This window comes from Bradyrhizobium sp. Bra64, from assembly GCF_024519875.1.
Lineage (GTDB): Bacteria > Pseudomonadota > Alphaproteobacteria > Rhizobiales > Xanthobacteraceae > Bradyrhizobium > Bradyrhizobium japonicum_G.
In genome coordinates this window covers 34,582-47,141 of record NZ_JALJRD010000013.1, presented here as the reverse complement: position 1 = coordinate 47,141, position 12,560 = coordinate 34,582, and the positions used below count along the sequence as shown (strand labels likewise).

The following is a 12,560-nucleotide window of genomic DNA, read 5'->3' as shown; positions in this document are numbered from 1 at the left end:
CCTAGTCCCCGTACCCGCGCAACTTCTCGACATCGAGGATGGTGACGCCGCCGTATTCGAGCCGCAGCAGCCCCTCCTTCTCCAGCCGGTTCAGAGCACGGTTGGCATTCTGGCGGGACATGCCGGAGAGCGCGCCGATCTCCTCCTGGGTGATCTCCAGATGCGCGGTCGATTCCGGATAGAGGATCGGGTTGAACAGTGAGGCGATGCCGCGGGCGAGACGCGCGGTCGTATCCAGCGTGCGGTTGACCTCGAGCATGCCGATGAACTGGCCGAGCCGCTCGTTGAGCTGGCGCACCAGGAAGCGGTTGAAGCCGACGCTGTTCTCGAACAGCCACATGAAGGCGCTGCGCTCCATCAGCGCGACGCGGCTGTTGCGCAGCGCGACCACGTCATAACGCCGCGGCTCGTTCTTGAGCACGCTGCCCTCGCCGAACCAGGCCCCCGCCGTCAGCCCGGCCAGACTCGCCTCCTTGCCGTCGCGCGAGACCCCGCCCATCCGGGCGAGGCCGAAGACCATGCCGGCCCAATAGTCGAACGTGTCACCGCGCATGAACACGCTCTCGCCGGTGCCGTAGGACCGCTCCGTGATCCCGGCGCGAGCGACCTCGATCTCGGCATCCGTGAGCTCGCGCGACCAGGCGGCGACGCGCTTCAGTTGATCCTCTGAAATCATGATCCCGAAGCCAGCCGCACTGTTCTCGTCACTCCGCTCTTCTGCTGCATTGCAACATAGCTATCTCGACCATCATCCAACGAAAGATGAAGGCCGCTGCCGCCCGAAAAACTTTGTCGCAGAATTGTCAGTCAGGAGACATTTCAAAATAGCGCTTTCCCCTATTGAGGACCACCTCGGGCGCTGCGGCTTTTGATCCCAAACGGGAACGAAAGTGGCGAGGCACCGGTCGGGACCATCTGCTGCATGGCCTCACCGGCACCGCCGTACTAGGATCGCCCGAGAGAAACGGACGAAGAGCGCCACTGAATGCGCCATCACCGGGAGGGATTCGTTTGGTGGCTACCAGTCTCGAAGTGCGCGGCGTGTCCTTGCGATTCGGTGGCGTCCGTGCGCTGACCGACGTCGGCTTCGCCATCAGGGAAGGCGAGCTGTTCTCGATCATCGGCCCCAACGGCGCCGGCAAGACCTCGATCGTGAACTGCATTTCCGGCCGCTACAAGCCGACCGAAGGCCAGCTGTTCTACCAGGGCCGCGACATTACCGGCCTGACGCCCAACGCGCGCGCTTCGCTCGGCATCGGCCGCACCTTCCAGAACCTGGCCCTATTCCACCACATGAGCGTGCTCGACAACATCATGGTCGGCCGCCATCACCTGTTGAAGAACAATTTCCTCACCGGCTCGCTGTATTGGCTCACCGGCGCACGCAAGGAAGAGCTCGCGCATCGCCGCAAGGTCGAGGAGATCATCGACTTCCTCGACCTTCAATCGGTGCGAAAAGCGCAGGCCGGCACCCTCTCCTACGGCCTGCGCAAGCGCGTGGAGCTTGCCCGCGCCATGGCGCTGGAGCCCCGCCTCATTCTCCTCGACGAGCCGATGGCCGGCATGAACTTCGAGGAGAAGGAGGACATGGCCCGCTACATCGTCGACCTCAACGAGGAGTTCGGGATGACGGTGGTGATGATCGAGCACGACATGGGCGTGGTGATGGACATCTCCCACCGCGTCATGGTGCTGGATTTCGGCCGCAAGATCGCCGAAGGCGATCCGGCCGCCGTGCTCGCCGATCCCCATGTCAGGCGCGCCTATCTCGGCGAGGAGGACGAGGTGCTGGTCGACCCCGACGATGCCCCGCCGGCGCAGGAGAGCGCGGCATGATGGACTATGCGGGCCGCGTCGCGCAGGCCGATACCTATCCGAAGATGCTCCGGCTCAATGCCAGGGAGCACGGCAACGAGATCGCGCTGCGCGAAAAGGATCTCGGCCTCTGGCGCCCGTTCACCTGGAACGATTACCAGACGCGCGTGCGCGATTTCGCGCTCGGTCTCATCGAACTCGGCCTGGCGAGCGGCGACGTCATCGGCATCATCGGCGACAACCGGCCGGACTGGGTCGCGGCGGAAGTGGCGACGCATGCGATTGGTGGCCTCAGCCTCGGGCTCTATCGCGACGTTCTGGACGAAGAGGCCTCCTATCTCCTCAACTATGGCGAGGCGCAGCTCGTATTCGCCGAAGACGAGGAGCAGGTCGACAAGCTGCTCACCCTCGCCGACCGCGTGCCCAAGCTGAAGCACATCATCTATTCCGATCCGCGCGGCATGCGGAAATATGACGATCCGCGGCTGCTGTCGGCGGAAAAATTCGCCGAGCTCGGCCGTGCCCGCGCTGCGCGCGAGCCTGAGCTTTACGATCGGCTGGTGGATGCGACCAAGGGCGAGGATGTCGCGATCCTCTGCACCACGTCGGGCACCACCTCGCATCCAAAACTCGCGATGCTCGCCGCCGGCCGGGTGCTCGGCCACTGCGCGACCTATCTCGCCTTCGATCCGAAGGGACCGGAGGACGAATACGTCTCGGTGCTGCCGCTGCCCTGGATCATGGAGCAGGTCTATGTGCTCGGCAAAGGCCTGCTCTGCCGCATGAAGATCAACTTCGTCGAAGAGCCCGAGACGATGATGAACGATCTGCGCGAGATCGCGCCGACATTCGTGCTCTTTGCCCCGCGCGTCTGGGAATCGATCGCGGCCGACGTGCGGGCCAGGGTGATGGACGCCACACCCTTCAAGCAACGCCTGTTCGATATCGGCATGAAGTCAGGCCTCGCCGCGCTCGAACAGGACAAGCGCTCCGGTTTTGCGGATACAATCCTGTTCCGCGCCTTGCGCGACCGCCTCGGCTTCACCCGCCTGCGCTCGGCCGCGACCGGCGGTGCCGCGCTCGGGCCTGAGACCTTCAAGTTCTTCCAGGCCATGGGCGTGCCACTGCGTACGCTCTACGGCCAGACCGAGCTGTTGGGTGCTTACACGCTGCATCCCGAAGGCAAGGTCGATCCGGACACCACCGGCGTACCAATGGCCGACAGCGTCGAAATCCGCATCGACAACGCCGACGTCCACGGCGTCGGCGAGATCGTGGTGCGGCATCCCAACATGTTCCTCGGCTATTACAAGAATCCCGAGGCGAGCGTTGCCGACATCAAGGACGGCTGGATGCTGTCGGGCGACGCCGGCTATTTCAACGACGACAAGCAGCTCGTCGTCATCGACCGCATCAAGGACCTTGCGGAAACTTCGCGCGGCGAGCGCTTCTCGCCGCAGTTCATCGAGAACAAGCTGAAATTCTCGCCCTATATCGCTGAAGCCGTTGTGCTGGGCGCCGGCCGCGACGCGCTCGCCGCGATGATCTGCATCCGCTACTCCATCATCTCGAAATGGGCCGAGAAGAACCGCCTGTCGTTCACGACCTATAGCGATCTCGCCTCGCGGCCCGAGGTCTATGCGGTGCTGCGCAAGGAAGTCGAGACCGTCAACGCCACTCTGCCACCGGCACAGCGCATCTCGCGCTTCCTGCTGCTCTACAAGGAGCTCGACGCCGACGACGGCGAGCTCACCCGCACCCGGAAAGTGCGCCGCAGCGTCATCAACGAGAAATACGAAGGCATCATCGATGCGATCTACCGCGGCGATGCCGACATCCCCGTCGACACAATGATCCGCTTCCAGGACGGCACCACGCAGCGGGTACGTACGACGTTGCGCGTGGTGGATCTCGGCGGGCACGGGCATTTGGCGGAGGCTGCGGAGTGAGGAAGTCTGTCACTCAGCACGCTGCTGCCCTTCGCCTCTCCCCGTCTGCGGCAGTGCCATCGCATATGGATTTCACGAGGACCGCGGGCTTGCCCCGCTTCTCCCGCTTGCGGGAGAGGCCGACGCGCTCGCAGAGCGCGGCGGGTGAGGGTTCTCACCACTCGGGGACAACCTCCGCAATTCTCAGCAATCCCAGTACGGAGACAGCCCCCACCCCAGCCCTCTCCCGCAAGCAGGAGAGAGAGCCGACTGCCAATGCCGCCGCATCGTGCACACCCTATGCGATAGCCCTGCCTCACGCGGGGAGAGGCGAAGGACAGCATATCACATGAACACCGCTTTCCTCATCCAGCTCCTGGTCAACGGCCTCGTGGTCGGCACGCTCTATGGCGTCGTCGCGATGTCGTTCGTGCTGATCTACAAGGCGACGCAGGTGGTCAATTTCGCGCAAGGCGAGTTGCTGCTGGTCGGCGCCTGGGTGTGCTGGACGCTGCTCGCGAAGTACCAGGTACCGTTCTGGATCGGCATGCCGATGACGCTGGTGTTCATGTTCGTTTTCGGCATCGCCATCCAGGTCCTGATCCTGCGGCCGATGATCGGCGAGCCCATCATCTCCGTGATCATGGTGACGATCGGCCTCTCCACCGTGCTGCAGGCGACGCTGAAATGGATGTTCGGCGTCAACCCGCAGCCGTTCCCGCGCGTGTTCGAGAGCCAGTCGGTCAGCCTGTTCGGGCTCCAGATCCAGACAGTCTACATCATGAGCCTCGTGGTGTCGGTCGCGATGATGATCGGCATGGCCTGGTTCTTCCGCGCCTCGAAGTACGGCCTTGCCATGCGCGCCACCGCGTTCAACCAGCAGGTGGCGCAATCGCTCGGCATTTCCGTGAAGAGCGTGTTCGCGATGGCCTGGGCGATCTCGGCCACCGTCTCGGCGGTTGCGGGCGTGGTGGTCGCCGTGGTGAACGGCGTATCCTCCGGGCTCGCCGCCTACGGCATCAAGGTGTTTCCGGCGGCGATCCTCGGCGGACTCGATTCCGTCGGCGGCGCCGTGCTCGGCGGCATCATCATCGGGCTGCTCGAGAACATCGCGCAATATGTCGACAGCGAGTATCTGCACTGGGGCAATCTCTACGAGATCGCACCGTTCTACGTCCTCATCATCGTGCTGATGATCAAGCCCTACGGCCTGTTCGGCACCCACGACATCGAGCGGATTTGACCCATGGCCGGCCCTGCCCTCATCCCTGCTGGCGATTTCCGCACTTCCTACGCGGCGGACACCACGATCTTTCCAACCACGACAAGCCGCAACTTTGCGATCGCCGGCGTGCTGGCGCTGTGCCTCGTGCCGCAATTCCTTGGCGGCTACTGGCTCAGCATCCTGATCCAGATCGGCATCTTCTCGATCGCGGCCCTCGGACTGAACATCCTGGTCGGCTTTACCGGCCAGATCTCGATCGGGCACGCGGCCTTCTTCCTGCTCGGTGCGTTCACGTCGGCCTACATCTCCAACAACGCACCGATCCCGGTGTTCTTCGCGATCCCGCTCGCCGGCATCGTCACCGCGCTGGTCGGGCTGATCTTCGGCATCCCGGCTGCGCGGCTGAAGGGACTCTACCTCGTCATCGCGACGCTGGCGGCGCAATACATCCTGCTCGATTTCTTCTCCCGCGCTGAGTGGTTCACCGGCGGCTCGGTGCCGGCCAGCGCCAATCCATTCTCGATCTTCGGCTTTACCCTGCGAGGCGACAGGCAATATTTCTACGTCGTGCTTGCCTATGTGATCGCAAGCTACGTCCTCGTCACCAATCTGATGCGCACCCGCGACGGCCGCGCGCTGGTGGCGATCCGCGACCACTACCTCTCCGCGGAGATCATGGGCATCAATCTCACCAAGTACCGCACGCTGTCGTTCGGCCTCGCCGCCTTCTTCGCCGGCATCGCCGGCGCGCTCTATGCGCACTACCAGCTCGTGGTGTCGCAGGAAGGCTTCGGCATCGAGCGCTCGATCCTGTTCCTCGCCATGATCATCATCGGCGGCACCGGCTCGATCATGGGCACGCTGATGGGCACCGCCTTCGTGGTGCTGCTGCCTGAGACGATGGAATTCCTCAGCATCTATCTGAAGGGCGGCGCGATCGACAAGGCGTTGTCGCTCAACAACAACATCACCTTCCTGCGCGAAATCGCGATCGGGGTGATCATCATCGCGTTCCTGATGTTCGAGCCGGACGGGCTCGCGCATCGCTGGCGGCAGATCAAGGCCTACTGGAAACTCTACCCGTTCTCGCATTGAGCGCGGGCTACTCTCTAACCAACCAATAAACAGGAGGAGGCAACCAATGAAGACAAAATCCCTTTTGAGCACCGCATCGCTCGCGCTGGCGATCGCAGCATTTTCGGCGAGCGCGCAGGCGCAGATCGCGATCGGGCATCTCGCCGATTATTCCGGCGGCACGTCCGACGTCGGCACGCCCTACGGCCAGGCCGTCGCCGACACCTTCGCCTGGGTCAACAAGAACGGCGGCGTCGGCGGCAAGCAGCTCAACGTCGACACCAACGATTACGGCTACCAGGTGCCGCGCGCGATCGCACTCTACAAGAAATGGTCGGCCCCGGACTCCAAGGTCGCCGCGATCATGGGCTGGGGCACCGCGGACACCGAGGCGCTGACCGGCTTCCTCGCGCAGGACAAGATCCCCGACATGTCCGGCTCCTACGCAGCTGCCCTCACCGATCCCGAAGGGGTCAGCGGCAAGGCCAAGCCCGCGCCCTATAATTTCTTCTACGGCCCGAGCTATTCGGACTCGCTGCGGGCGATGCTGATGTGGGCAGCCGAGGACTGGAAGGCCAAGGGCAAGTCCGGCAAGCCGAAATTCGTGCATATGGGCGCCAACCACCCCTATCCGAACGCGCCGAAGGCCGCGGGCGAAGCCATGGCGCAGGAACTCGGCTTCGAGGTGCTGCCGCCGCTGGTGTTCGCGCTCGCGCCGGGTGACTACAGCGCGCAGTGCCTGAGCCTGAAATCCTCGGGCGCCAACTACGCCTATCTCGGCAACACCGCGGCCTCCAACATCTCGGTGATGAAGGCCTGCAAGACCGCCGGCGTCGAGATCCAGTTCCTCGGCAATGTCTGGGGCATGGACGAGAACGCCGCCAAGACCGCGGGCGATGCAGCCAACGGCGTGATCTTCCCGCTGCGCACCGCCGTGAGCTGGGGCGGCGATGCGCCCGGCATGAAGACGGTAATGGACATCTCGAAGATGTCCGACCCGACCGGCAAGGTCTATCGCCCGGTGCACTACATCGCGGCCGTCTGCTCGGCGCTCTACATGAAGGAGGCGCTCGAATGGGCCGCCAAGAACGGCGGCGCCACCGGCGATAACGTGGCCAAGGGCTTTTACCAGAAGAAGGATTGGGTGCCGGCGGGCATGGAAGGCGTCTGCAATCCCTCGACCTGGACCGACAAGGACCACCGCGGCACGCTGAAGGTCGACCTCTATCGCACCAAGATATCAGGCGCGACTGACGGTGACCTCAACGACCTCATGGCCAAGGGCGCGATCAAGCTCGAGAAGGTCAAGACCGTCGAGTTGCCGCGCAAGCCGGAATTGCTGGGGTGGTGACCCTCACCGTTCCCATACACGCAACTGTCATCCCCGGCTTGTGCGCCATTGCGCACAGGCCGGGCGGCGACAGCGGAAAGCCATGAAGCATGACCCAGATCGCAGAAGCTGCTCGCACCGCTCCAAGTATTGTCCCCGCGCCAGCTCTCCTTGCCGTGCGCAACATCGAGGTCGTCTATGACGACGTCATCCTGGTGCTGCGCGGCCTCAGCCTCGACGTGCCCAAAGGCGCGATCGTGGCGCTGCTCGGTGCCAACGGCGCCGGCAAGTCGACGACGCTGAAGGCGATCTCGGGGTTGCTCAAGACCGAGGACGGCGAGGTCACGCGCGGCGAAATCTTGTTCGAAGGCGAGCGGATTAATGGCATCGACCCCGACAAGATCGTCCGCCGCGGCATCTTCCAGGTGATGGAGGGCCGCCGCATCATCGCCGACATGACCTCGCTGGAGAATCTGAAGCTCGGCGCCTTCACCCGCCGCGATCGCGAGGTCGATGCCGACCTCGACATGGTCTTCAACTATTTCCCGCGCCTGAAGGAGCGCACCGGCCTTGCCGGCTATCTCTCCGGCGGCGAGCAGCAGATGCTCGCGATCGGCCGTGCGCTGATGGCACGCCCGAAGATGATTTTGATGGATGAGCCCTCGATGGGCCTGTCGCCGCTGCTGGTGAAGGAGGTGTTTTCCATCATCCAGAAGATCAACCGCGACCTCGGCGTCACCATCCTCCTGGTCGAGCAGAACGCGCGCGCCGCGCTGTCGGTGGCGAGCCACGGCTACATCATGGAGCAGGGCAAGGTCGTGCTCGACGGCACAGCGGACGAATTGCGCGACAACGAGGACGTCAAGGAGTTCTATCTCGGCGGCGCCGGCGACCAGCGCAAGAGCTTCAAGAACCTCAAGAGCTTCAAGCGACGCAAGCGCTGGCTTTAACCCAGCACCTGCTCCGCTTCCGTGACTGCGCAGAGAACATGATAGAACGACGACGCAGGGATGGTGTCGATCAGCGATTTGCCGTCGCGGTCGAACTGATCGTACCAGCCGCCCTTCACGGGATGGCTGAGATAATGCCGTTCGAGCCGCACCAGCGCCGCGCGCGCTTCGTCCGCCGCGCCAGCCTCGCCGGACTCGGCCTGCGCGATCCACGCCTTCGCCATCTCGGTCTGCGGCCACAGCCGGCGCGTGCTGCGACGGATATTGCCGGTGTCATCGCCCTCGTCGACGAGACAGCCCGTGGCCGCGTCGCGATAGCGCAGCGCGGTAGCGAGCAACTCGGCGCGCCGCTGTCCGGTCGGGCAGCCCGTGATGCGTTCAAACCCCTTCAGCAGCCAGACCCACTCTGCCTGATGGCCAGGCTCGACGCTGACCGGCGCGATCTTCGACCAATCCTCCTCGAAATATTCGCCGAGCGCGCGCTTCTGCTTGTCGTAGAGATTGGCGAGGAACAGCGCGAAGAACTCGCCGGCGCGGTTCTGGAACGACAGATCGTGGGTCGCGTCGAAGCAAGCGATCATCGCCTCGAACAGATGCATGTGCGGGTTCTGCCGGCGCGGCAGCGAGACCGGCAGCCCTTCGTGGACGCCGCCATGCGGCGAGCGCAGATGACCGTCGAGGAAGGCAAGCAACGCGTCAATCTCGGCGCGAATTTGTGCGTCCTTGTCCAGTGCGTACACGGTTGCGAGCGCAAACAGGATGAAGGCGTGATCGTAGGCATCGCGCCTCGCATCGAGCACCGTGCCCTCCGGCGTCAGCCGGTGCACGTAGCCGGGCCGGCCGTCGGGTGCCTTCGCGCATGCCAGCAGATGCTCCAGCCCCTTGAGTGCAATGGCACGCCCCTCGGGGTACCAGCCCATCTGCGCAGCCTTGGCGTAGCAATAGATCTGCCGGGCCTGCACGAACACGCGCCGGGGCGCGGCCACGTCCGCGGTGCCGTCACGGTGCAGCCGATCGATGAAACCACCCGCGCCACGGTCCCAGCCGACCGTCGACCACAGCGGCAGCGCTTCGTCGATCATGCGGCGCTTCAGGCGCGCGACGACGTCGGCCGCCCCGTCCGCCGCAATGATTCCTTCGTCCGCCATCGCGTCCTCTTCAAGCCCCGCCAATGGCCGTCTGATACCCATGCTGGCGGCGGCGTGCAACGGATGCCAACCCTGAAAGTCCAGCCATGACCGCCCATTACGACGCCCGCGAGACGCGCGAACAGGCCGCGCGCGAGGCTGAGCTGTTCGGCCGCCTGCCGGACGTGCTGCGCAGCGCGCTGGCCGCACCCGCCTATGCCGAGCGGCTGAAAGGCGTTGATCCGGCTACCGTGACCTCCAGGGCGGCGCTGGCGGCCCTGCCGGTGCTGCGCAAGTCGGAACTGCCCGCCCTGCACAAGGCCTCAGCGCCGTTCGGCGGCTTCGTGGCGGCGGCGCCGGGATCGTTCGCCCGCCTGTTCACCTCTCCCGGCCCGATCTTCGAGCCGGAGGGCCGGCAGGCCGATCCCTGGCGTGGCGCGCGGGCGCTGTTCGCGGCCGGGTTCCGCCCTGACGACATCGTGCTCAACACCTTCAGCTACCACCTCACCCCCGGCGGCTTCATCTTCGATTCCTCTGCCCGCGCGCTTGGCTGCGCGGTGATCCCGGCCGGGCCCGGCAACACCGAGCAGCAATTCGAGCTGATCGAGGCCTACCGGCCGGTTGGCTATAGCGGCACGCCGGACTTCCTGAAGATCTTGCTCGATGCTGCCGCAAGCTCGGGCCGCGACGTCTCCTCGATCAAGCGTGCGCTGGTCTCAGGGGCGGCATTCCCGCCCTCGCTCCAGTCCGAGATCAAGGCCCGCGGCATCGACGCCTACCAGGCTTTCGGCACCGCCGATCTCGGCCTCATTGCCTTCGAGACCGAAGCGCGCGACGGCATGGTCGTGAACGAGGACCTGGTCATGGAGATCGTCAAGCCCGGCACCGGCGATCCCGTGACTCCGGGCGACGTGGGCGAGATCGTGGTGACCTCGCTCGACCCGCACCATCCCTGGATCCGCCTGGCGCTCGGCGACCTCACCGCGGCGCTGCCGGGCCCGAGCCCGTGCGGGCGCACCAACATGCGCATCAAGGGCTGGATGGGCCGCGCCGACCAGACCACCAAGGTCAAGGGCATGTTCGTCCGGCCCGAGCAGGTCGCCGAGATCGGCAAGCGCCATTCCCCGCTCGGAAGACTGCGCCTCGTCGTCAGCCGCCAGGGCGAGAGCGATGCAATGACGCTGAAAGCGGAAACGGCTGCGGCGAGCGACACGTTGCGCGAGGAGATCGCGGCCAGCTTGCGCGCGGTGACGAAGCTCGGCGGAAGCGTAGAACTGGTCAGCCCCGGCGCACTGCCGAACGACGGCAAGATCATCGCGGACGAGCGGTAGCCTCAGCCCGCCTTCGACAGCCGGTAATTGCCGAGATACAGCACATCGAGCCCCGAGCAGAAATAGGTGTGCAGCGCCTCCAGCGGCGCGTTCACCGTCGGCTGCTCGTTGATGTTGAGGCTGGTATTGATCAGGACCGGCAGCGAGGTCGCTTTCGCGAACTCGCCGATCAGGTGGCTGTAGAGCGGGTTGCTGTCCGCATGGACGCTCTGGATACGCGCGGTGTTGTCGACGTGAACCACGGCGGGCATGGTCTCGGCGACCTTCTCGTTGACCGGGAACGTCACCACCATGAACGGCGCATCGAACGTGTCCTCGAAATACTCGGCCTGGCGCTCGTATAGCACCGACGGGCAGAACGGACGGAATTCCTCGCGATATTTGATGGTGAGGTTGATGCGGTCCTTCATGCCCGCATGGCGCGGATCGGCCAGGATCGAGCGGTTGCCGAGCGCACGCGGACCGTACTCCATCCGCCCCTGGAACCAGCCCACCGTCTTCTGATCCGTCAGGTCGGTGACGCAGCGCGCCACGGGATCATCGAGCGGCTCGAATCGGGCGCCGATCTTGTCCAGCGTCTCCCGGATCGTGTCGTTGGAATATTCCGGGCCCCAGTAGGCGTGGGTCAGCGGCGCGATCGCGTGGCCCGCCTCCGCGCATTTCATCATCGCGGCCCCCAGCGCCACGCCGGCATCGTGCGGCACCGGCGGAACGTAGAGACGCTTCACGGACGGCTCGGCCGCGATCTCCATGTTCATCTTGCAGTTCAGCCCGACGCCGCCGGCGATGCAGACATCGCCGCAGCCGGTCTCGGCGATCGCGGAACGGATCACCTCGGTGGCTACGATCTCGAGTTGCTTCTGGCCGCTGGCTGCGATGTTGGTCAGCCGCTGGTCGAGCGGCTGGCCGCGCAGGCGGCGCGGTCCCAAAATCTCCTCCATCTTCTCGGTGAAGATGCGTTCCTGCCGCGTGGAGAAATCGCTGGTGAAGATGTCGGCGTCGCGCCGGCGCTTGTCGAGCTCGGGATCGAGCTCGTAGTTGATGCCGTTCGGACGAAGCAGCTTGGCGAATTTGTCGAGATAGTCCGGGCTGCCATAGGACGACAGGCCCATGACCTTGTACTCGTCATTGGTCATCTGATAGCCGAGATACTGGGTCAGCATCCCGTAATAGAGCCCGAGACTGTTGTTGCGCGCGAACCGCGTCAGCACACGGAAGTCGTTGCCGCGCGCATGGGCGACGAGGCCGGAGCTGGAATCCCCCGAGAAGTCGAAACAGGCCACCGTCGCCTCCGAGAAGCCGGAGCCGTAGAACGAGCTTGCGGCATGACAAAGATGATGGTCGTACAGCTCGATCTTCGGGCTGTGGCCGAACTGATACTTGAAATATTCGGTCAGGCGCTGCGTGTAGTTCGTGTAGGTCTTCAGCGGCGAGCAGATCCAGTCGACGTCACGCATGGTGATGCCGGCCTGCTTCAGGCAGAAGCCGATCGCACCGCGCGGCAGCTCGCCACGCGCATGTTTCGCCAGCGTGAAACGCTCCTCCTCGGCGGCTGCGACCAACTCGCCGTCGCGCAGCAACACCGCCGCGCCGTCATGGTGCCCGTGCTTGATCCCCGAGCTGATTCCGATCACATACATGTCGCGTAGACCCCTCGGGAGCCTTCTATAGAAACCGCGGCCAATGTAAATCGGCTGCGCCCGGCCGAAGCGCTTGAGGGCAGCCATTTTGGCGCGATGCACCGGGGCGCAGGAACCTTGCATCGTCCCTGTCGCTCCCG

At 64.6% G+C, this 12,560-nt stretch carries 10 protein-coding genes; 7 read left to right on the top strand and 3 right to left on the bottom strand.

Going from position 1 to position 12,560, the window contains the following annotated elements; genetic code table 11:
- Position 1: 1 nt before the first annotated feature.
- Positions 2-676, bottom strand: coding sequence for a Crp/Fnr family transcriptional regulator (locus NR187_RS28465; RefSeq protein WP_211385001.1), 675 nt, complete (start codon positions 674-676; stop codon positions 2-4).
- A gap of 338 nt (positions 677-1,014) precedes the next feature.
- Here NR187_RS28465 and NR187_RS28460 point away from each other — a divergent pair, with 338 nt between their 5' ends.
- The 6 genes from NR187_RS28460 to NR187_RS28435 all read left to right on the top strand — a co-directional run bounded on the left by NR187_RS28460 (position 1,015) and on the right by NR187_RS28435 (position 8,322).
- Complete coding sequence (locus tag NR187_RS28460) at positions 1,015-1,836, top strand: ABC transporter ATP-binding protein (RefSeq protein WP_211385000.1); 822 nt, start codon at positions 1,015-1,017, stop codon at positions 1,834-1,836.
- A complete protein-coding gene (locus tag NR187_RS28455; protein ID WP_211384999.1) occupies positions 1,833-3,764 on the top strand; it encodes a long-chain fatty acid--CoA ligase in 1,932 nt (643 codons plus the stop codon). The genes NR187_RS28460 and NR187_RS28455 overlap by 4 nt, the downstream gene beginning before the upstream one ends.
- A gap of 328 nt (positions 3,765-4,092) precedes the next feature.
- Positions 4,093-4,986, top strand: coding sequence for a branched-chain amino acid ABC transporter permease (locus NR187_RS28450; protein ID WP_211384998.1), 894 nt, complete (start codon positions 4,093-4,095; stop codon positions 4,984-4,986).
- 3 nt (positions 4,987-4,989) lie between these two features.
- The gene (locus NR187_RS28445) at positions 4,990-6,063 is read left to right on the top strand and encodes a branched-chain amino acid ABC transporter permease (protein WP_211384997.1); all 1,074 of its coding nucleotides are present in this window, start codon (positions 4,990-4,992) and stop codon (positions 6,061-6,063) included.
- A gap of 46 nt (positions 6,064-6,109) precedes the next feature.
- On the top strand, positions 6,110-7,393 hold the full coding sequence (locus NR187_RS28440; RefSeq protein WP_211384996.1) for an ABC transporter substrate-binding protein: 1,284 nt from the start codon (positions 6,110-6,112) through the stop codon (positions 7,391-7,393).
- Positions 7,394-7,482: 89 nt separating this feature from the next.
- On the top strand, positions 7,483-8,322 hold the full coding sequence (locus NR187_RS28435; RefSeq protein ID WP_211384995.1) for an ABC transporter ATP-binding protein: 840 nt from the start codon (positions 7,483-7,485) through the stop codon (positions 8,320-8,322).
- On the opposite strand, the gene NR187_RS28430 is transcribed toward NR187_RS28435, so the two are convergent.
- Positions 8,319-9,470: an AGE family epimerase/isomerase gene (locus tag NR187_RS28430; protein WP_211384994.1), complete on the bottom strand. Its 1,152-nt coding sequence runs from the start codon at positions 9,468-9,470 to the stop codon at positions 8,319-8,321. The two genes, NR187_RS28435 and NR187_RS28430, sit on opposite strands and share 4 nt — an antisense overlap.
- Positions 9,471-9,556: 86 nt before the next feature.
- On the opposite strand from NR187_RS28430, the gene NR187_RS28425 reads away from it, so the two are divergent.
- Positions 9,557-10,780, top strand: a complete 1,224-nt coding sequence (locus NR187_RS28425; protein ID WP_211384993.1) for a phenylacetate--CoA ligase family protein — start codon at positions 9,557-9,559, stop codon at positions 10,778-10,780.
- Positions 10,781-10,782: 2 nt separating this feature from the next.
- Here the strand turns inward: NR187_RS28425 and NR187_RS28420 are convergent, their stop codons facing one another.
- Positions 10,783-12,420 (bottom strand): carbamoyltransferase C-terminal domain-containing protein, encoded by a 1,638-nt coding sequence (locus tag NR187_RS28420; RefSeq protein ID WP_211384992.1) that lies wholly within the window; start codon positions 12,418-12,420, stop codon positions 10,783-10,785.
- Positions 12,421-12,560: the final 140 nt, after the last annotated feature.